The organism is Streptomyces sp. HPF1205 (genome assembly GCF_020400825.1).
GTDB lineage: Bacteria > Actinomycetota > Actinomycetes > Streptomycetales > Streptomycetaceae > Actinacidiphila.
This window is the reverse complement of the sequence record NZ_JAINVH010000055.1, coordinates 12252-31978: the sequence shown is the minus strand read 5'-3', so window position 1 is coordinate 31978 and position 19727 is coordinate 12252. Positions and strand designations below refer to the sequence as shown.

Below are 19727 nucleotides of genomic sequence, written 5' to 3'. Positions count from 1 at the left end.
GGGTGCTGGATCAGCGACTCACCCCGCTCCTCACGACGACGCATGAGGGCGGCGAGGAGCAGCGGGTGCTCGATCACCGGCTCCTCACCCCGCTCCTCACGACGGGCCAGCATCGCTGCCAGCAGGAGCGGACCGAAGGCGGATTCCTCGCCGAACTCTTCCTGGCCCTCCTCGGCCTTTTCCCGAGTGGGAGTCTCCGTCGTTGCCGTCATGGTTCCCTCTTTCTTTACGCACGACTTTTTACGCACGACTCAGCGGAGTGCTCGGCTCCACGGGGCCTCGCGCTCTGCCCTTCATCGCCATGGTCCGGGGGCGCGACGCCGACCGCACTTCGATCATGAGCCATATGGGCGCGGAATTCCCGGAACCCGCGCGCGTCGAAAGAATGGGCACATGGCAAATGGGGCAACAGGGGGACGGGCATGGCCGCCGGCCGGACATGGCGCGGGCCCGGGCCGGGATTCTGGATCCCGGCCCGGGCCCGCGTAGTGCCGTGCGGCTGTCCGCTGTGCCGTGCGGTTGTCCTCAGGCGGTGGTGCAGGCGCCGCCGTTGAGGGTGAAGCCGGTCGGGTTGGGGTTGGTGCTGCCCTGGTTGGCGAGGAAGCCGACGGTGACCGAGCCGCCGGCCGGGATGGAGCTGGTGTAGTCCACCGGGGTGATGGTGACGTTGCTCCCGCTCTGCGCGAGGGTGCCGCCCCATATCTGGGTGATGGTCTGGCCGGCGGTGAAGCTGAACGCCAGGGTCCAGCCGCTCATGGCGGTGGTGCCGGTGTTCTGGATGTCGATCTCGCCCTGGAAGCCGCCGCTCCAGCTGCTCACGACCTTGTACGTGACCCCGCAGGCCCCCGTACCGCCACCCGAGGAGGTGCTGGTCGTGACGGCGACGGTCGCCGAGCGGGCCGAGCGGTTGCCGGCCGCGTCGCGCGCGTACACCGCGAAGGTGTAGGCGGTGCCGGCGGTCAGGCCGGTGACGGTGGCCTGGGTGGTGGTGGAGGACACGGCGGCGGTCTCCGTGGTGCCGCTGACCCGCACCACGTCGTAGCCGACGACGCCGACGTTGTCGGTGGCGGCCGGCCAGCTCAGTGTGGCGGAGGTGGCGGTGACCCCGGAGGCCGTGGGCGTGCCGGGCGCGGTGGGCGCCTGGGTGTCCGACCCGCCCGAGGAGGAGCCCACGGTGAGGACGAACGTGGTGACGCTCTGGGCGGGGAGCGTGGCGGTGAAGCTGCCGTTCGACACGCTCGGCGCGCTCGTGGACGCGACGTTCCTGGAGGAGTCCGTCACATAGGCGGACACGCCGGACACGGAGGTGTTCGACAGGGTGAACTGCTGGGTCAGGGTGCTGGTCGCCGAGTTGACGGCGACGACGACCACCTGGGAGGGGCCCTTGTAGACCGACGTGAGGAGGTTCGTCTGCGGGTTCGCGGTCGTGTTGAGGCGCACGTAACCCGGGCGGACGAACTTCGAGAACTGCGCCATGATCGCGCCGCGCTTGCTGATCCCGCCGTCCTCGCGCATGGGACCGTAGCTGCGCCGGATGTACCACCACACGTACGTCTGGAACTCGGCGTCCACCATCGCGTGGTGCATGTGCTCCCCGACGCCGAGCGCCGAGGGCCACGCGTCGGCCGAGTCGGTGCTGTTCGGGTAGTACACCTCGGTCATCCACAGTTCCTTGCCCTGCCCCTTCTGCTGGAAGAGGGGGTAGGGGAAGTTCGAGTACGAGGTCCCGTAGAGGTGGGCGCCGAGGATGTCCAGGTTGGCCAGCGCGGTGGCGTCGTTGAGGATCGGGTCCGACATGCTCTTGATGTACTGGAAGGACTCCGGCGCGATGATCCTGGTGCCGATCGCACTGGAGTTGTTCTTCAGGAAGTTGACGATCTCGGTCGCCGTCCACCAGGTCCAGGTCGAGGCGTAGTCGGGCTCGTTCTGCACCGAGATGGCGTACAGGTCCACCCCGTTGTTCTTCATGTACTGGTAGAAGGAGTTCAGGTGCTGCGCGTAGGCGCCGTACATGTCGTACCGCAGGCGCTTGGCGTTGGTCTGGGAGCCGTGGGTGAAGGTCTCGGTCATGCTGGACGGGGGGTTCCAGGGCGACGCGAAGACGGTCGCCCCGAGCGCGACCGCCCGCTGCGCCGTCGCCAGCTCGCGGCTCCAGTTGTTCTGGTCCTCGTCGACGTGGATCCGCAGTATGGAGAATCCCAGCTGATTCGCGCCGTTGCCGAACGCGGTGTCGCGCTGGGCGGCCGTCAGGTCGCCCGCCCACTCCGGGTGGTTCATGCCGCCGAAACCCCGGATCGTCTGCCGCTGCGCGGACGGGTCGATGACCACGGCGGAGGCCGCCGCCGCCGAGCCCGTGGGTGTCACGACCGCGAGGATCGGCACGGCACCGAGCGCCGTCAGTACGCTCCTCCGGCTGAGGAACTCCGGCCCCTTGGCCGTGTTGTCGTTGCGTGGGGTCAACGTGGTCTCCTGGGTCTCGGCATGGACGGCTTCCGTGCGGGCGCCTCTGATCAGGGACGCCCCTCCGGGTAAGCGCTTACTGCGTGGGAGCGCTCCCACGACAAGGCGGAACTGGGCATGCGTTTTCCTGCGGCTTCGTGCGACTCATGACGGGGCGCCGTGCGCGGCCTCGGAGTTCATCGCGGGGCAGGGGGCCGCAGGGAGCATTGTGAGCAGCGGCACACGCGGGCCGTCAAGAGGTCGGGCCCACCTGACCCGGCCCCCCGTTCCGGAGCCGGGCGGCGAGGTACGTGGTGCCGCGCGGTCCGCACGTCGGCGGCGCACCGGCCCACGTACCGGCGGCGCGTCGGCGTGCGGACCGTCCGCGTACCGGCGCGCGCCGGATCCGTGCCCCTACCGGGGGAAATGCCCGCTCCGTTGCCCCAGGTCAGCCGGGCACCTGTGATCCAGGTGGAGGAAAATCTGCTCTTGCTGCAGTAGACATTCGCCCCGAGCAGGGCTAGTCTTTCTCGTGTTGAAACGGTCGAGCAAGACCCGGCAGACATGAACTGGCGGGAAGCGGATTCCGAAGTACGCAGGCCGGTGCGGCTCCGGAGTCCCGGAGCCAAGGTGTTCGCAGGACGGCGACGGGACTGGGAGCCGCACCGGGCGGCCCGCGGATCGAGGGGCTGCCGGCAAGCCTGCCGACGCGGTGCCGCCGCACTCACCGTTCACGAAGCGGCCGGCCCGGGCGACCCCGGCCGGCCCGGAGAACCCGTAGAACCGCATAACCCTCAAGAACCCCCGAATCACGGAACCCCGGAAATTCAAGGATCCAGCAACCCGGAACACCCGAGGAAAGGACGCAGGAGCAGACGCCATCAGGATCGCCCGGCCCGAGACGCCCTCGGCCCGGGTGCCGCAAGACCCCGGAAGGGATGGTGGTCCCCGGTCACGCAGCGATCCCCGCACCCCGCCCGTCGCCGGGCCGGGTAGCGGAAACAGCGGGCCGGTCCGTACGAGGGCCGGCGGATGGTGTTGGATTTCCTTCGGGGCCCTGGTGCCGTACGGCACCAGGGCCCCTCGACGCATTGCCAACGACGAGGTGACATGGCAGCGGACAACCCGCTCAGCGATCGTCTGGACGACGACGACTATCCCGCCTACAGCATGGGCAGGGCCGCCGAGATGCTCGGCACCACCCCTGCCTTCCTGCGAGCCATCGGTGAGGCCCGTCTCATCACTCCGCTGCGCTCGGAGGGGGGCCACCGCCGGTACTCCCGCTACCAACTGCGGATCGCCGCCCGTGCCAGGGAACTCGTCGACCGGGGGACCCCGATCGAGGCCGCCTGCCGCATCGTCATCCTTGAGGACCAGCTCGAAGAGGCCCGGCGCATCAACGCCGAGTACCGCCGCGCCGCGAACGAGGCGCCCGGCGGTTCCGGTCCCGCCGCCGGCTGACCGCCGACCGGACCGCGGTGGAACGGCCGGGAGGCGGCACGCGCGGACCGGCCGCCGTCCCGCCTCCCGGCGCGCGAGCCCTTACCTGCCGGCGGGAGTGATCTCCCAGGTGGTGTTGTCGCCGTGCTGCTGCGTCCAGAACAGCCGCCAGCCGCCGCGGAACAGCGTCGGCACCTTGGCGCCGAGGATGCCGTGCGTGCTCGGGTCGCCGTCGGAGGCGTGGATGCCGGTGATCTCGTTGTCACCGTCGTTCTGGATGCCGCCGTTCACCGAGGACAGCATCCCGTCCAGAGTCGCCGAGGGGTCGCGGCCCTCGGCCAGGAAGCGCACCGGCTGGGCGCCGCGCGAGTAGTCGGTGGTGGTGGCGAAGACGTACCCGGAGTCCAGCGCGCCCCGCTGGGCGTGCAGGGTGTCGCCGGCGTCCTCGACGAAGGCGACGTGCGTGCGGTCGAGGAAGGTGACGTTGTCGAGGCCGGTGTGCGCCTTGTCGCCGGTGTAGAAGACGGTCAGCCTGCCGTCGTCGGAGCGCGGGTCGCCCTGGGTGAGCTTGTAGAGGGTGCCCCAGCCGCCGTAGCCGCTGTTCGCGGTGCTGGTGGTGTCGGTGTCGCCGGTGGCGTCGAAGTAGAACTCGCGGAAGTCGGTGCCGGGGCGGAACTGGCCGTTCTCCGGGCGCTTGAACGGGGTCGCCTTGGCCGCCTTCGCCAGCGCGTTGGCGTCGAACGCCTTGCCGCTGGTGTCCGTCCTGGTGTCGTGAACGGTCACCCAGTGGGTGCTCAGGGCCGGGCCGTAGTTGGTCAGGTCCTTCTCGTCGTCGGTGAACGCCCCGCCGGTGGGGTGCGCCGCGTCGACGCCTTGGTACGTGACCGGCGAACCGCTGCGGCGCGAGACCACCTGCAGCGCCTGGAGCCTGCCGCCCTTGGTGAGGTCGTGCTTGTCGTAGGGGATCAGCCGGTAGACGAAGCTGTTCGGCACCTTCGCCTTGGTGGCGACCGTCGTCCCGCCGCTGTCCTCGACCATCCACAGGTTGCCGGCGGAGTCGTTCTGGATGCCCTCGTAGCCGGCCCGCCCGGTGACCCAGGAGATGTCCTGGACCTTGGCGGCGATGTCGGGGGTGGCCTGGAGCACCGCGCCCTGGCTGCCCTCCTCGGAGGTGAACAGCAGCCGCTGGGCCCAGGGGTCCCAGGTGGAGCCGTCGATGGCGGGGATGTCCGTGCCGTCGGTCTCCTTGGTGGCCAGCAGCGTCACCCGGTGCGCCTGGTCGGCGTCGAGGTTGACGCGGGTGATGTACCCCGCCTCGCCGCCCTCGTGGCCCTGGAAGAGGAAGTGCGTGCCGTACGGGTAGGCCGGGTCGGCCCCGTGCAGACCGGGCAGCCTCAGGTAGGTGTTCTTGTCGGGCTCGGTCTTGCTCGCCTCGATCTTCACGCCGGGCGCCTGCTTGACCGCGGGGTCGGGCAGCAGCGTGCCGTCGCCGAGGTATCCGTAGTACGGGACCTGGGCGGTGGGGTTCTCCAGCTTCAGCGAGCCCTGTGCGGCGGGGTGCTCGGTGAGCCCGGGCGACAGGACGTCCGGGGCGGTCACGCCGCGGACGTCGCTGACCGGGGGAACCGAGGACCAGGCCGCCACGCCGTCACTGGCGTCGGCGGCGCCGGCGGACAGCGCGAGGCCGGCACCGATCAGACCGGTCGCCACCCCCGCGACAACAACGCTGCCACGTCTCTTCTTGGCCATGTGAGATCACCTTCCGGATGAGCTGGAGCCCACAGTCAAGACACGGCCGCCGTCTCGGCATGGCTGGATTTCGTGTCGGTCCGGTTGATGGTCCGTGAACATTGCCCGCGCGCGCCCGCGCGGTGCGTATCCGGTGGTACGGGCGGGACCGGTGAGGCGCGCGGCCCCTTGGACCAGGGGCGTCGCCGCGGTGCGGCCATCCGGCAGGTAACCCGGGGAGCGGGTGCCGGCCGTGCAGCCGGCTCTGCCGAGGACGACGTCGTACGTGCCCGGGCGCCCGCGGCCGGACGGGAGTCACCGGTTGCCGTCGTCCGGCCGCTGGGGGGAGGCGGTGGCCAGGACGTAAAACACGCGCACCTCGCGGTACGGGGTACGGGCGGACACGCGGGCGGGCAGGTTCATCCGGTCACTGGCCGACAGGGACCCGCTGCCCGGCGACGAGGTGAACCGTACGCGGGCGGCCGGCGGCTCACGGAACAGCAGTCGGCCGGCGCGGACGGATGCCGTGAACGCGAGGTCGGCCGAGTCCGCGTCGAGGGCGGGCGCGGGAGCGACGGCGGGAGCGGGCACGGCGGCGGGCGCGGGAGCGGGCACGGCGGCGGGCGGGTTTCACGGCGGCCGTCCGTCGCCGCCCTCGCCCGAGTGCCGCGCCTGTGCCGCCTTGGTCCGCCGGGCCTCCCCTCTGCGGCGCGAGGTCGTGGACGTACGCCGGGACGCGGGTGTCCTGCGGGAAGCCGGGGCATCCCGCTTGGCGGGCGCCCGCCGGCCGCTGCCGCCCTCCGCTCCCTCCTTCGCGTCGGGCTCGCCGTGCTCCTTGTGCTCGCCTTGCTCGCCTTGCTCGCCTTGCTCGTTGTGCTCGGGCTCGGGCTCGGGCCCGGCCTCGTCGCCGGGGACTTCGGCGCCCTCGGTGGCTTCCTGTGCCGTGTCCGCCGCCCGGCCCGCGGCCTCGGTGGTCTTCTCGACCGCCCTGGTGCCTTCCCCGGCCGCCCCGCCGACGGCCTCACCCACCGCACCGGCGCTCTCGCCCACTCCCTCACCGGCCGCCCGAACACCGCGCCCCACACCCTCCACGGCCCGTCCCGCGCCGCCGCCCACACCTTCCACGGCCCGTCCCGCGCCGCCGCCTACGTCGCGGACGGCTGATCCGGCGCCTGCGCCGAGGTCGCCGATCGCCCCTTTGGCGCCCTGGCCGACGTCCTCGACGGCCCGTCCCGCGCCGCCGCCCACCTCCTCCACGGCCCGGCCCGCGCCGCCGCCGACGTCGCGGACCGCGGAGCCCAGGGAGGACGTGATCTGTTCGAGGATCTGGGGATTGCGGTCGACGGTGGACAGGACCCGGTCGACGGCCTTGACCACGTTGGCGAGGCGGACCTTGAGGAGTGCCTGCGCCTCGACGCCGGTGATGTCGAGCTTGACCCGGCCCAGGTCGACGTCGGCGCCCACGGTGAGCCTGAGCAGATCCAGCACCTCCGCCCGGAGCGACACCCGGGCACTCAGGTTCTCGACCTCGAGGTCGATCTCGTCGACCTTGAGGGTGGGCACGTCCAGCAGGACGTCGGGTTCCGCGTCGGTCCCCGCCGCCGGGGTGCCGAACGTGCGGGAATCCGCTTCCCGCACGGCCGGTGCGTCGTGCGCGTCTCGTGCGTCGTGCGCCTCGTGCGCGTCGTGCGCCGGGGTGTCTTCCGGCTGTTCGATGAGTTCCGCGTCGTCGTCCATGCGGGCGGCACCTCAAGCTGTCGGTAGGTACGGCTCCGGACATTCCGGCGATCCGGTCTTCTCACCGTAAGACGGACTTCACGGACGCGCAGTCGGGGCGATACCGGAAGCCGGGACGTATCGGGCGCCTTCCGGGGTAACCGCTCCCTGGTACGCCGAACCAGCGCTCATGGCCCGAGGCCAGGAGCAGAGGAGGTCGACCATGTCAGCAGTCGAGGAATCCATCGAGGTGGCCGTCCCCGTGACCGCCGTCTACAACCAGTGGACGCAGTTCGAGGACTTCCCGCAGTTCATGGACGGTGTCGAGCGCATCGAGCAGCGCACGCCGACGCTGACCCATTGGAAGACGTCGGTGGGCGGTGTGACCCGCGAGTTCGACGCCCAGATCACCGAGCAGATCCCCGACGAGCGCGTCGCCTGGACCACGGTCAGCGGTGAGGCGAAGCAGGCCGGTGTCGTCACCTTCCACCGGCTCGACGACACCCACACCAAGGTCATGCTGCAGCTCGACCACGACCCCCAGGGCATCGCGGACACCGTCGGCGACAAGCTCGGGTTCGTCAAGCGCCAGATCACGGGCGACCTGAAGCGGTTCAAGCAGTTCATCGAGTCGCGTGGCGGCGACGAGACCGGCGGATGGCGCGGCCAGGTCTGACCGCCGCGTCCCCGCGACGGCCCGCGACGGCCCGGCGCCCGCTCCTCGGCGGGGCCGGCCGTTCGGGTTCGCCCCCGTTCGTCCCCCGTTCGTCCGTCGTTCGGCCGTCGGGGCCGGTCAAGGGCGCGGCGGCGGGGAGACCAGGTGGTGCTCGTAGGCGAAGATGACGGCCTGGACCCGGTCGCGCAGGCCGAGTTTGTCCAGGGCGTGGCCCACGTGGGTCTTCACGGTGGTCTCGGCGATCGCCAGGGCGCGGCCGATCTCGGTGTTGGTACGGCCCGCGACCACGAGGTCGAACACCTCGCGTTCGCGCGCGGTGAGCCGGGCCAGGGCGGCCGGCGGCCGCGCGGGTCGGCGGCCGGCGGCGGCGAAGGCCGCCACGAGACGGGCCGTCACCCCGGGCGAGAGCAGGGAGCCGCCGTCGGCGGCGGCGCGGACGCCGAGCAGGAGCTGCTCCGGGGGAGCGTGCTTGACGAGGAACCCGCACGCGCCGGCGCGCAGGGCGTCGTAGACGTACTCGTCCAGGTCGTAGGTGGTGAGGATGACCACCCTGGTCCGCGCCCCGGCGCCGGGAGCGGTGATGCGGCGGGTGGCCTCCAGCCCGTCCATCACGGGCATGCGGATGTCCATCAGCACGACGTCGGGGGCCAGTTCGCGCACGAGCCGCACGGCCTCGCGGCCGTCGGCCGCCTCCCCGACGACGGTCAGGTCCGGCTGGCTGCCCACCAGCATGGCCAGCCCGGCGCGCACCACCGCCTGGTCGTCGGCGATCACGACGGTGACACCGCTCATGGTCGGTCCTCCGAGCGCTCCCGCGGGCGTTGCCCCGCCTGTTCCCGCGGGTCCCGCGGGTCCTCCCGGCGGCGCTCCTCCGGCTCCGCGTAGGGCAGTTCGGCCAGGACGGACAGGCCGCCGCCCGGCGGGGTCGTCACGGTCAGCCGGCCGCCGTGGAGTTCCGCGCGCTCCCGCATCCCGGTCAGCCCCCGTCCGGCCGCCGGCGGCGGCGCGGTGCGCGTCCCGGCAGACGGCGGGCGGCCGTTGACGACGGACACTTCGAGCCGGTCGGGGAGGTAGCGCAGCGACACCTCCGCGCTCGCGCCCGGCGCGTGCCTGACCACGTTGGTCAGCGCCTCCTGCACGATCCGGTACGCCGACAGCTCGCCCCCGGGAGACAGCGGACGGGCGGGGCCGACCACGGTCAGGCCGACCGCCGTCCCCGCGCCGCGAGCGGTGGCGACCAGCGACGGCACCTCGGCGAGGCAGGGTACGGGGCGCCGCTCGGCCCCGGGGTCCGGCTCGCGGCGCAACGCACCCAGCAAATGGCCGAGTTCGGTGAGCGCCTCGCGGGACAGGCGCTCGATGCCCGCCAGCACGCGCACGGCCGTCTCCCGCGGCCCGACGCCGGGCACCCCGGCTTCGGGCACCTCTCCTGACGACTCCGCGCCCGGCTCCCCGTCATCCGGCCGGTCGGCACCCGGCGTCCCCGCACCCGCTGCCCCCGTGCCCCGCTCCCCCGCACCCTGCGCCCGGGCCGACAGCGCCAGCCGCGCGGCGCCGGCCTGGACGGTGATCGCCGCGAGCTGGTGGGCGAGGACGTCGTGCAACTCCCGTGCGATACGGGTGCGTTCGGCCAGGTGCGCCGCTTCCACCGCCGCCTCGGCCGCGTCCCGTCGGGAGGCGGCCGCGTCCCCCGCCACGACCGCCGCGCCCAGGACCACACCGGGCAGCCCGGCCACCTCGCGCACCCGGTAGCTCACGGCCGCCGCGACCGCGGCCACCGCGGCAGCCGCCAGCAGCGGTCTCGCGTGGCGCCGCACGGTTTCGCCGTAGGCGCCGAAGGAGTAACCGGCGGCGGCCAGGGCCACCACGGCCGAGACCCGGTGCAGGCCCATGGCCGTACGGACCGCGACCGCGGCGCAGGCGAGCGCGAGCGCCGCCGCCGGCACGCGGCGGCGCCACAGCGAGGGCACCGACTGCACGAGGCCCAGCGCCAGGTACCCGCAGACGGCCGCGGCCGTGCCGCCGTGCCCGGGAGGGCGCCACGGCCACGGCACGTCGGCCAGCGCCCATCCCAGCAGGACCACCGCGATCGGCAGGTCCACCCGGTACCGGGCGGGTATCTCCCCCGGACGCGGCAGAGACGGCATGACGCGAGCGTACGCCCGCCTCATCCGGTGACGTCCGCCGTACGGAACAACCACATCGCGGCCAGTACGCACACGGCCAGCAGCCCCGACACCCCGGCCAGCCCCGTCAGGTGGCCGGGCTGCGCGCCGGTGGAGTTGTTGAACCTCGACCAGAAGTTGTCGGGCAGGCTGGTGATCGACGCTTGCCCCGCGGCGAAGCCCATCCAGCCCTGCACCCAGGTCGCGGGCGTCCATCTGCCCAGTCCAGGCAGCGTGGTGGCGATGAGCATCGCGACGACGGCGGCAGTGGTGGCCGCCATGGTGCCGATCGTGCCCCGAGTGACGACCCCGGCCAGCACACCCATGGCCGCGAAGGCGGCCAGCACCAGGAGCGACCGGCCGGCCTGCGGGAACGCCCACGAAGCGGCGGCGCCCAGCGACTCGTGCGGGTCCGGCAGGCCGTCCGCCGCCCTGATCAGCGGCCCGGCGACGGCGAGCGCCGCCCAGCAGACCAGGACCAGGCCCACTCCGGCCAGCCACAGGCTGCCGGCCTTCGCGGCGAGCACCCGGGCGCGGCGGCCGTTCTGGACGAGGAGGTTCTTCACGGTGCGGCCCGACCACTCGCCGCCGACGTGTCCGCCGGCCAGCAGCGCCAGGGCGAGCGCCCCGGGAAGAGACGCCATGAGCCCGGCCGCCTCGGCGCCCGCGGCGACGGGGCCCAACTGCGCTGCCGTGCGGGTCGCCGCGGCGACCTCGTCGGTCCGCTCGGCCGCCGCCCTGGCCCGCTGCGCGTCCAGCGCACGTACGCAGTCCGGCCCGGCCGGCAGCCGCAGCGTCGCGCACGAGGCGGGCTGCCGGCCGCCGCCCTGGGCCTGCGTACGGGCGTTGGACGCCCCGCCGACCGCGAGGAGGACGCAGAAGAGTGCCGCCGCCGCGAAAACCGCCCAGGTGAGCGGGCGGTTCAGCTTCATCAGTTCAGCGCGCAGAAGGCGCATCGCCGACCTCCTCGTCCCGGACGTCCGCGGCACCCTGCCCGGCGTCCCGTCCTGCCCCGCCCGTGTCCCCGCTCGCACCCGCGCCCCCGCCCGGGCCGACGCCTGTGCCCGAGTTCGTGCCCGAGTTCGTGCCCCCGCCCGTATCCCCGCCCGTGTCCCCGCCCGCGCCCGGATCCGCGCCTCCGGTCAGGCCGAGGAACAGGTCCTCAAGGCCCGCCCGTTCCACGCGGACCTCGTGCGGCCACACGCCGCCGCTGCCCAGCGCCTCGTTCACCGCCCGGCCGTCGCGGCAGTCGACCAGCACCGAGTCCGGCCCCTCGGTGCGCAGCGCGAAACGTGCCGCCAGCAGCCGGCACGCCCGCTCCTGGTCGCCGGGGGCCACGACGACCCGGACCATGGCGCGGCTCAGATCGCCGACGCGCCCCTCCTCCACCAGCCGGCCCGCCCGCAGGACCGCGACCCGGTCGCAGACCAGCTCGACCTCGCCCAGTTGGTGGCTGGACAGGAACACGGTGGTGCCGCCGTCCGCGAGGGACCTGACCAGGGTCCGGAACTCCCTGATGCCGGCCGGGTCCATGCCGTTCATCGGCTCGTCGAGCAGGACGACGGCCGGGTCGCGCATCAACGCCAGTGCCAGCCCCAGCCGTTGGCGCATGCCCTGGGAGTACGTCCGCACCTTCCGGCCGGCGACCGCGCCCAGGCCCGCCCGCTCCAGCACCGACTCGACGGCCCCCGGCCGGGGCAGCGGCGGCCCGCTCAGGGCCAGCGCCTCAAGGTTGCGCCGCCCGCTGAGCCACGGATGGAACGCCGGCTCCTCGATCATCGCCCCGACCCGCGCCAGTCCCGCCGGGTCCGGCAGCCGCCTGCCGACCAGCCAGGCCCGGCCCGAGGTCGGGCGGATCAGCCCGAGCAGCATGCGCATCGTCGTCGTCTTGCCCGAGCCGTTGGGTCCGAGGAACCCGTACACCTGCCCTTCCCCGACCGCCAGGTCCAGCCCGTCCACGGCGACCGCTCTCCCGTACCGCTTGCCGAGTCCCTCACTTCGGATGACCTCCACCGCGCCTGCCTCCCGTAACTCCCCTGAGGACTCCCGGGAGAACTCCCATGAGCTCCCCCGGGACCGCCTGGAGTCCGACGCTAGGAGCCGCCGCCGTCCAGGTCGTCAGCGCCCGGAGGACGGCCCTCGTCCATTCGACGAGGCACGTCCGAGGGGGACGTCCGAGGGGGACGTCCGAGGGGGTACGTGCGGACGAGCGGTGTCCCGGGGTGGACCTGGATACACCCCGGGACCGGGGGGCCCGCTCTCCTGTGCGGCCGGGCGGCGGGCGGGGAGACTGGGGCCGGCGGCGAACCCTGGCGGGGAGGACGACGGTGAGCGGTACGAGGACGGACGCGGGCCCGCGTGCCCGGCGGTGGCGGCCCTTGACCCGGCTCGCGGCGGGAGCGGTGGCGCTCGGCCGCGGGGCGGTCCTGTGCGCGGTGGCCTCGGCCGGCGCCGTGCCCCTGCTGGCGATCGCCGCCGCGTTGCGCGTCCTGCTGGTCGACGGCACCCGGCCGGCCGGCATGCACGGGCCGTATCACACCTGGATGCTGCTGATCCTGGTGCTGCTCGGCCTGACCGTGGTGCGTATGCGGTGGGTGGCGCGGTGCTGCAGGCGGCTGGTCGGCGCGTGGTGCGGGGTGGAGATCGCCGAGCCGTACCGGCCCGCGCCGGCGGCCGGCCGGACCGGCGGGCGCGAGCGCGGGTGGCAGCGGATCGGCCGGCTGCTGAGCGATCCCGCGACCTGGCGCGACCTGCTGTGGACCGTGATCAACGCGGTCGCCGGCTTCTTCCTCCTGCTGCTGCCGATGGCGGTGCTCGGGGCGTACGGTCTTGTGTTCGTCGTGACCGGCAGCCCGCCGAAAACGCCTCACGCCTCGGTGCCGCCCGGGCCGCCGGCGACCGGCCCGCTGAACAGCCTGCTGGCCGGGGACCCGAAGGCGGTCGTCGTCGCCCTGATGTGCGTGCTGCCGGCCGTCGCCATCGCGCTGGCGGCCGCGCCGCGCCTGCTGACGGGGTACGGTCACCTGGCGGACCGGCTGCTCGGCCCCACCAAGAGGGACCGGCTCGCCCGCCGGGTGGACCACCTGGCCGCGACCCGCTCGGACACCATCGACAGCGTCGCGGCCGAGATGCGCCGGATCGAACGGGACCTGCACGACGGCGCCCAGGCCCGGCTGGTGGCGATGGGCATGACGCTGAACGCGGCCGAGCAGCTGTTCGCGTCCAGCCCGCAGGCGGCCCTCGCGCTGGTGACCGAGGCCAAGCAGTCCTCGGTCAAGGCGCTGGCCGAACTGCGCGACCTGGTGCGCGGCATCCATCCGCCGGTGCTCGCCGACCGCGGTCTCGCCGAGGCGGTGCGCGCGCTGGCCCTGGACCTCCCGCTGGCCGCCCAGGTGGACGGCACGCTGCCGGTGCGCGCGCCGGCGCCGGTGGAGTCGGCGGCGTACTTCGCGGTCACCGAACTGCTGGCCAACGTCACCAAGCACGCGGGCGCCCGCCGGGTGTGGATCGACATCGGCCATACTGGCGAGGCGCTCAGGATCGGCGTCACCGACGACGGCCGCGGCGGTGCCGACCCCTCCCGCGGCACCGGGTTGCGCGGCCTGGAACGCCGGCTGGCGGCGTTCGACGGCGTGCTGGCCGTCAGCAGCCCGCCGGGCGGCCCGACCATAGCCTCGCTGGAGATCCCGTGCGCGTTGTCATCGCCGAAGACCTCTTCCTGCTGAGGGACGGCCTGACCCGGATGCTCCAGGCGCACGGCATGACGGTGGCCAGGGCCGTCGAGACCGGCCCCGACCTGCTCACCGCCGTCGCGGAGGAGCGGCCCGACGTGCTGATCGTGGACGTCCGGCTCCCGCCGACCTTCACCGACGAGGGGCTGCGGGCGGCGCTGGAGGCCCGCCGGAACGTCCCCGGCCTGCCCGTCCTGGTGCTGTCGCAGTACGTGGAGCAGTTGTACGCGCGGGAGCTGCTCGCCGGCGGGTCCGGGGGCGGACCCGGGTCCGGGGGCGGGCGCGGCGGCGGGCGGCCGAAGGCCGCCGGGGGGATCGGGTACCTGCTGAAGGACCGGGTCATGGACAGCGCCGAGTTCGTCGACGCGGTACGCCGGGTGGCGAACGGCGGCACCGCGATGGACCCGGAGGTGATCGCCCGGCTGCTCACCCGCAACTCCGGCGACGACGCGGTGGCCGCCCTCAGCCCGCGGGAACGGCAGGTGCTCGGCCTGATGGCGGAGGGCCGCTCCAACGCCGCGATCGCCCAGCTCCTGGTCATCAGCGAGCGCGCGGTGGCCAAGCACACCGCGTCGATCTTCCAGCGGCTGTGCCTGCAGCCGTCGGACGACGACAACCGGCGCGTGCTCGCGGTCCTGGCCTACCTCAACCGCTGATCCTCCGGCTCGCCGCCAATCCTCCGCTGGTCCTCCGAGCCTCCGGCCGTCACACGGGCGGGGTCAGGCCGGGGGCGGCTCCGCCAGGGGGCTCAGTAGCCGCCGGACGTCTTCGAGGGGCTCGGGGAGGACGTCTTCTCGATCTTCTTGCCGTCGGTGCCGAGGACGAACCACTTGGCGCCGAAGGCGGTAAGGCCCTGGCCGTTGGTCTGGCCGGGCTTCGTGTCGCCGGAGAAGCGGTAGAGCGGGTGGTTGTCGTAGGTCACCTGCGTGGTGTTGCCGCCGCGCTTGGTGGTGGACAGCAGTTTGCTCTGCACGCCGTCGCCGGCCGTCGGCTTCCCGTTCGTCAGGAGCGGCGGCCACGCGGTGGCGCAACTGCCGGTGCAGGTGGATTTGTTGGACGTGTCCTTCTCGAACAGGTACAGCGTGAAGCCCTTGTCGGTGACCAGGACCTTGCCCGGCGGCAGGGACTTGGCGGTGACCGTCGCGGGCGGGGCGGCGGACCCGAGGGCCTGCCCCGGCAGGTCGGCGACGGCCGGGACCCGCGTACCGCCCGTGGTGGGGGAGGCGCCGCCGGCCGCGGTCGAACTCGTCGAACTCCGCCCGGAGTCACCGCTGGAGCAGCCCGCCGCCAAGGCGGCGGCGAGGGCGGTTGCGGCGAAGGCGGCGAAGGCTCTGGTGTGGTGCCTCACGGGAACTCCTCGGACTCCATCGGCTCCGGACGCGCCCACGAGCGGACCCCTGGACGGGACTTGGCCAGGCCAGACCCGGACCCGTACGGGCCCGAAGGCGCGGAACAGGCGCGTACCGGCCCGCGGCGCAAACCCCACGGGCGGCACACGCGGCGGCCCGCCTCACCGGGCCGCCCACCCCACTACACGCCTCCCGCCGTACCGCGGCCACACGGCAGGTCCGTCCGGGGGACAGGGGGAGGTCCAAGCCGCGGGCCCGCGCGAGGGGGGCGGGCGGGTCAGTCCCAGAGGCGGGTGGCGTCCAGGGAGAGGGTCCACACGCCTTCCGGGCCCGCGAAGGCCAGGCGCGGGGACGGGGTGGAGGTGAGGGCGAGGGAGGTGGCCGGGGTGAGGAGGGGGAGGCGGTGGACGCGGCCGGTGGGGATGTGCCAGAGGGTCACGGTGGCGTCGTTCCAGGCGATGGCCAGCACCGGGCCCCGCGGGGTGTGGGCGGCGGACAGCGCGGTGGGCAGCGCCGGACGCTGCTCGACGGGCGTCGGCATCGGCTCGGCCGACGGCTCCCACAGGCGGACCGCGCCGTCCATGCCCGCGCTCATCACCAAGGTGAGCTTGTCGTCGGGCAGTTGGAGGCACGTCACGGCCGTGATCGGCGCCGGGTGGAGCGGCCGGGACAGCGGGACGTCACCGGGCGCCGGCGTGTCCAGCCGCCACACGTGCACGCCGCCGCCTTCGTCACCGACGACGAGCACGTCCCCGTCCGGGCTCTGCCCCAGCGCGGCGGGCACCGCGGCCGGGTCGCGCAGCGCGGCCTGCCCGTGGTGGGCGGCGATACGCGCCAGCACGGCCGCGGTGCCGTCCTTCTCGTACGACGGGTAGGCCGGGTAGGACGGGGACGACGAGTACGACGGCCCCTCACGGGCGGGCCGCAGGACGCCGCTCTCCCCCAGCAGGAACAGCGAACCGTCCCGGCACACCGCGACACTTTGCGCGCGCACGGTGTTGGCCGCCGTGACGGGCACGCCGCCGGTCGTACGCCCGCTGTCCCCGTCGAGCACGACGACGGCCCCGAGCGGGTCGGCCGCCACCAGGTCCGCGGGGCGCTCCGCCCGACCGGGTATGGAGTCCGGCGCGGGGCGGGTGTCCGTCGTCCCCTCCGGCACGGTTCCGGGCGGTACGGGCGCGAGCGCCGCCACCGCGGTGTCCGTGCGGGCCCACAGCGCCGTGAAGACGTCCGCGGCGGCCGGCTCCCGCAGGTAGCGGGCGAGGGCGGGCGAGGCGCCGAGCGCGGCGGCGTGCAGGAGGGCGGCCCGCCGGGGCGTGTCGTGAACGATGTCCGGGTCGGACAGCTGCGGAGCCGCCAGCCGCCAGGTGTGCCGCAGCCCGGGCGGGGTCACCACGCGCTCGTCGGCCAGGCAGGCGGCGATCGCGACCGGCGAACCGTGCACCAGGAAGCCGGGGTCGGTGATGAGCGCGCGCACCGCCGTGTCGGGGTCGGGGCCCGACAGCGCCTCGTCGAGGGCGTGTTCGCGCACCTCCTCGGGCGCCAGGTCCCAGCGCGGGCGGCCCTCGGGGGTACGCACGAGCTGCTCCGCCAGGTCACCGGCGGGCGCCGGCGCGCCGCCCTCCCCCTCCCGCACGCCCGCGTACGCGCCGTCCCCGACGTCGATCGTCTCCACGAAGCGCCCGCGCGCCCACTCGTCGAGCAGCCCGGACTGCCCGACCTCGATCACGGCCCGCGTCTGCGGGAGTTCGAGCAGCGGTACGAGCAGCTCGCGTACGAGAGTGGCCGGGTCGGCAGGCGGCCGGTCCTTCGGGCCGCGCCCGGCCCGGTGCAGGTCGGGAACCAGCAGGAGCAGCGGCCGCTGGTCGACGGCAAGACGCCTCAGCAGCTCGTCGGGCGGGGTGGGGCCGTAGCCGAGCTGCCGGCCCACCTCCCACCCGAACGGGTCGGTGAACAGCCCGGCGGACAGGACGGTCGCGTGCACGGTGGTACGGGGGTCGGCGGCGGAACCGCTCAGGAACCACGCGAGCAACTGGCTCTTGCCGCTGCCCCGGGCGCCCTTGACCAGGCAGTACCGGGCCCGTCCCGGCCCGGCGGCCCAGTCGAGCAGCGCCGGCCCGTGGACCGCGGCGGCACCTTCGAGCGGCGGCCACGCAGTGGTGTCGGGGTGGGCCGTCACCAGTGGAAGACTTCCGGATCGACGATGAACTCGAGAATGCGGTGCCAGTGGGACTCGGGATTGTCCAGAACCACCGGATCGACCGCCCTCATCGCGTTCTCCACCCGCACCCGGGAGCCCTCGGGGTCGAACTCCGCGTCCTCGCCATCCCCTTCCCCGCTCCCGTTGTCCTCGTCCTCCTCCGGGTCCTCCTCGCCGACGTCGAAGTGCGGGAGTTCGGCCTCGTAGATGTACAGGAAATGGAGGTACGTGCGGAACGAGCTGCTGAAAAGGTAGATGTCCCCGTCCTGCGGGAGACAGTGGACCTTTCCGCTCTGCGGGTCGAGTGCGATGGTGTCGTCGAAGACCGCGAACAGCGGAATCCACGTGTCGGATTCCGGGACGGTCTTGGAAAAGCGATTGCCGACCTGCCACTCAAGGGGCTGTCCGAGACGGTCGAACTTCTCGGCGAGTTCCCGGTACAGACCGAACATCGGGTTCTTGCCGAAGGGAAGACCCAGCGTGCGCATGGCTTCCCTGGTGTCGGGGTCCCCGATCTCGCTCAGCCGGCTCTCCGGGACGGAGACGACATTGTCCGGACCGTACACCGCCTCCAGGTTGCGGCGGTTCAGCTCAAGAAGGTCGGGCATGAAGTATTCCTGTCGCCGTCCGGCGGGTCGCGTGGAAGGGAAGTCTACCGGCGGGACTTCAGGGCGTCGAGGTAGTCCATCATCTCCTTGTTTCCGGCCGCCCTCGCCGCGGTGGTGTCACCGTAGTCGAAGCTGTGCTGGGCCTGGACGTGCGGCAGCCGTTCGGCCATCCACGAGGAGCAGTTGGGGGCGGTCGGGCAGGGTTCGCGTTCGGTGTACAGATCCTGTATTCGGTGCCCGGCGCCCTGCCGGAGGAACGGAACGCCGATCATCCGTTCGGAGTGGGCGCCGACCCGTACACCGTTGTTGCGATGGCTGCGGCCGACAATGATGAAATCGCCCTTGCCACCGGCCCCCTTCACCCGGGCCGCGGCATAGTTGTTGCTGGTGAATTTCCCGTCCTTGAGATGGGTTCCGTAACTCTTGTCCGCGTGACGGGCGATCTGGGTGGCCTGGGCGAGGTCGTTGCTCGCCGGCGCGACCTTGGTGCTGCTCTTCTTCGGCCGCGGCTTTTTCGCGTTCTCCTCGTCGTTCTTGAGGAGTGCGAGCCGCTCGCGCTGTTTCGGGGCGCCCACCGACGCCGAGTCCAGGCCGAGCCGGTCCTTGTCGCCCTGGGTGAGCTTGACCTTCTTGTAGCGGTCTTCGGGGGTCTTTCCGAACGGGTCGTGTTCGAGCCGGGTGATGTTGCCGTCGTCGTCGATGTGGTAGACCGGGGTTTCCTCTTTGTGCCGTTTGGCGAGGTGCTCCAGGTCGTCCTTGATTTTGGTGTCGTTCTCCAGGTGGTCGTCGGCGCAGCGCTTCAGGCGGTGGCCGGTGTCGTGGTAGAAGTCCTTGACCGCCTTGCCCGCGTCCTCGCCGAGGCTCTTGGTCAGCTTGCCCGCGCCGTGCTCCAGCGCCTGGACGATCTTGTTCTTCACTCGAAGCTCAACCCCGATGCCTTGGCGTGGAAGTCGGCGGCGTGGGCGGCGATGGTCTCGGCGTGGCCGTGCATCAGGTCGGCGTGGTCCTGGACGCGCTGGGGGTGGATGTAGAACCCGTCGGCGTCGCTCGGGTCGGTGGTGACGCCCAGGGCCTCCTCGGTCGCCTGGTACAGCAGGCCGCCGACCGCCCGGCCGACCACGTCGACCAGCGGGTTCACCGCGGCCTCGATGACCTCGCCGATGATGTACTGCTCAAGCTGCTGCTCCAGGAAGTCGATGCACTTCTTGGCGGCCGTGATGATCAGCGCCTCGGCCGCCTCGGCCAGTCCGAAGGTGAAGACCGCGGCGGCCTGGTCGGCCAGGAACGAGGCGGCGAGGCCGATGAGTTCGCCGATGGCCGCGCCCTTCATGCCGACGATGACGTCGGCCGCCACGTCGAGCGCGGTGGCCACCGTGTGGCACGCGGTGACCAGGTCCGACATGTGCGTGTTGGACATCTGGGCCCACTTGGTCGCCAGCGCCTCGTAGGAGGGGCCGGTGTAGACCTCGTGCAGTGCCTTGACGGTCGCCGACGTCTTGTTGTGCGTCTCCTCGACGTTGTTGGCGAAGTCGCGTACGTGGCGGGCGAACTCGCGGACCTTGTCCTCGTTCACATTGGGCCACTGGATGCCGATGAAGTCGAGCAACGTGACGACTTCGCCGGGCAGTTCGATCGCCACTGTCTGTCCCCCCGTCAATTCCCGGGTCTCGGACCG

The 19727-nt window shown here is 72.9% G+C and carries 18 protein-coding genes; 4 read left to right on the top strand and 14 right to left on the bottom strand.

Features of this window, described 5'->3' with window-relative positions:
• Together K7G61_RS34475 and K7G61_RS34470 are read right to left on the bottom strand one after the other, a co-directional pair.
• A partial coding sequence (locus tag K7G61_RS34475) for a hypothetical protein (RefSeq protein ID WP_225851100.1) occupies positions 1–212 on the bottom strand: 212 nt, incomplete at its 3' end.
• A gap of 313 nt (positions 213–525) precedes the next feature.
• The gene (locus K7G61_RS34470) at positions 526–2460 is read right to left on the bottom strand and encodes a cellulose binding domain-containing protein (RefSeq protein ID WP_225851099.1); all 1935 of its coding nucleotides are present in this window, start codon (positions 2458–2460) and stop codon (positions 526–528) included.
• Between the two features lie 1089 nt (positions 2461–3549).
• Here K7G61_RS34470 and K7G61_RS34465 point away from each other — a divergent pair.
• Positions 3550–3900, top strand: coding sequence for a MerR family transcriptional regulator (locus K7G61_RS34465; RefSeq protein ID WP_225851098.1), 351 nt, complete (start codon positions 3550–3552; stop codon positions 3898–3900).
• 81 nt (positions 3901–3981) lie between these two features.
• On the opposite strand, the gene K7G61_RS34460 is transcribed toward K7G61_RS34465, so the two are convergent.
• The 3 genes from K7G61_RS34460 to K7G61_RS34450 form a co-directional block, all read right to left on the bottom strand.
• Positions 3982–5628: a hypothetical protein gene (locus K7G61_RS34460; protein ID WP_225851097.1), complete on the bottom strand. Its 1647-nt coding sequence runs from the start codon at positions 5626–5628 to the stop codon at positions 3982–3984.
• Between the two features lie 294 nt (positions 5629–5922).
• Entirely contained in the window at positions 5923–6222 is a 300-nt protein-coding gene (locus K7G61_RS34455) for a hypothetical protein (RefSeq protein ID WP_225851096.1), read from the bottom strand.
• Positions 6223–6237: 15 nt separating this feature from the next.
• Positions 6238–7344, bottom strand: a complete 1107-nt coding sequence (locus tag K7G61_RS34450) for a hypothetical protein (protein ID WP_225851095.1) — start codon at positions 7342–7344, stop codon at positions 6238–6240.
• A 202-nt stretch (positions 7345–7546) separates the two neighbouring features.
• Here K7G61_RS34450 and K7G61_RS34445 point away from each other — a divergent pair, with 202 nt between their 5' ends.
• Positions 7547–7999 carry an SRPBCC family protein gene (locus K7G61_RS34445; protein WP_225851094.1) on the top strand — a complete coding sequence of 151 codons (453 nt, stop codon included), beginning with the start codon at positions 7547–7549 and terminating at the stop codon, positions 7997–7999.
• A 117-nt stretch (positions 8000–8116) separates the two neighbouring features.
• On the opposite strand, the gene K7G61_RS34440 is transcribed toward K7G61_RS34445, so the two are convergent.
• The 4 genes from K7G61_RS34440 to K7G61_RS34425 are packed head-to-tail and all read right to left on the bottom strand — an operon-like array spanning position 8117 to position 12177.
• Entirely contained in the window at positions 8117–8791 is a 675-nt protein-coding gene (locus K7G61_RS34440; protein WP_225851093.1) for a response regulator transcription factor, read from the bottom strand.
• Positions 8788–10146, bottom strand: coding sequence for a sensor histidine kinase (locus tag K7G61_RS34435; RefSeq protein WP_225851092.1), 1359 nt, complete (start codon positions 10144–10146; stop codon positions 8788–8790). Before K7G61_RS34435 ends, K7G61_RS34440 begins: the two co-directional genes overlap by 4 nt.
• Positions 10147–10166: 20 nt before the next feature.
• Positions 10167–11120, bottom strand: coding sequence for a hypothetical protein (locus K7G61_RS34430; RefSeq protein ID WP_225851091.1), 954 nt, complete (start codon positions 11118–11120; stop codon positions 10167–10169).
• A complete protein-coding gene (locus tag K7G61_RS34425; RefSeq protein WP_225851090.1) occupies positions 11101–12177 on the bottom strand; it encodes an ABC transporter ATP-binding protein in 1077 nt (358 codons plus the stop codon). The genes K7G61_RS34430 and K7G61_RS34425 overlap by 20 nt, the downstream gene beginning before the upstream one ends.
• A 314-nt stretch (positions 12178–12491) precedes the next feature.
• Between K7G61_RS34425 and K7G61_RS34420 the strand changes: the two genes are divergently transcribed.
• Positions 12492–13889 carry a histidine kinase gene (locus K7G61_RS34420; protein WP_225851089.1) on the top strand — a complete coding sequence of 466 codons (1398 nt, stop codon included), beginning with the start codon at positions 12492–12494 and terminating at the stop codon, positions 13887–13889.
• Entirely contained in the window at positions 13853–14551 is a 699-nt protein-coding gene (locus K7G61_RS34415; protein WP_225851088.1) for a response regulator transcription factor, read from the top strand. The genes K7G61_RS34420 and K7G61_RS34415 overlap by 37 nt, the downstream gene beginning before the upstream one ends.
• 92 nt (positions 14552–14643) lie before the next feature.
• On the opposite strand, the gene K7G61_RS34410 is transcribed toward K7G61_RS34415, so the two are convergent.
• From K7G61_RS34410 to K7G61_RS34390, 5 genes are all read right to left on the bottom strand, one after another.
• Entirely contained in the window at positions 14644–15243 is a 600-nt protein-coding gene (locus K7G61_RS34410; protein WP_225851087.1) for a hypothetical protein, read from the bottom strand.
• Positions 15244–15521: 278 nt separating this feature from the next.
• Positions 15522–17423, bottom strand: a complete 1902-nt coding sequence (locus K7G61_RS34405) for a hypothetical protein (protein ID WP_225851086.1) — start codon at positions 17421–17423, stop codon at positions 15522–15524.
• Positions 17420–18052 (bottom strand): SUKH-4 family immunity protein, encoded by a 633-nt coding sequence (locus K7G61_RS34400; RefSeq protein ID WP_225851085.1) that lies wholly within the window; start codon positions 18050–18052, stop codon positions 17420–17422. Before K7G61_RS34400 ends, K7G61_RS34405 begins: the two co-directional genes overlap by 4 nt.
• Positions 18053–18096: 44 nt before the next feature.
• Positions 18097–18969, bottom strand: coding sequence for a nucleic acid/nucleotide deaminase domain-containing protein (locus K7G61_RS37180; protein ID WP_225851084.1), 873 nt, complete (start codon positions 18967–18969; stop codon positions 18097–18099).
• Positions 18966–19691 (bottom strand): WXG100 family type VII secretion target, encoded by a 726-nt coding sequence (locus K7G61_RS34390; protein ID WP_225851083.1) that lies wholly within the window; start codon positions 19689–19691, stop codon positions 18966–18968. Before K7G61_RS34390 ends, K7G61_RS37180 begins: the two co-directional genes overlap by 4 nt.
• Positions 19692–19727: the final 36 nt, after the last annotated feature.

What these genes read in the sequence shown, in the direction of transcription:
- K7G61_RS34450 (WP_225851095.1), bottom strand. Translation starts at nt 7,344, where the DNA reads ATGGACGACGACGCGGAACTCATCGAACAGCCGGAAGACACCCCGGCG.
- K7G61_RS34430 (WP_225851091.1), bottom strand. Translation starts at nt 11,120, where the DNA reads ATGCGCCTTCTGCGCGCTGAACTGATGAAGCTGAACCGCCCGCTCACC.
- K7G61_RS34460 (WP_225851097.1), bottom strand. Translation starts at nt 5,628, where the DNA reads ATGGCCAAGAAGAGACGTGGCAGCGTTGTTGTCGCGGGGGTGGCGACC.
- K7G61_RS34435 (WP_225851092.1), bottom strand. Translation starts at nt 10,146, where the DNA reads ATGCCGTCTCTGCCGCGTCCGGGGGAGATACCCGCCCGGTACCGGGTG.
- K7G61_RS34440 (WP_225851093.1), bottom strand. Translation starts at nt 8,791, where the DNA reads ATGAGCGGTGTCACCGTCGTGATCGCCGACGACCAGGCGGTGGTGCGC.
- K7G61_RS34400 (WP_225851085.1), bottom strand. Translation starts at nt 18,052, where the DNA reads ATGCCCGACCTTCTTGAGCTGAACCGCCGCAACCTGGAGGCGGTGTAC.
- K7G61_RS34465 (WP_225851098.1), top strand. Translation starts at nt 3,550, where the DNA reads ATGGCAGCGGACAACCCGCTCAGCGATCGTCTGGACGACGACGACTAT.
- K7G61_RS34445 (WP_225851094.1), top strand. Translation starts at nt 7,547, where the DNA reads ATGTCAGCAGTCGAGGAATCCATCGAGGTGGCCGTCCCCGTGACCGCC.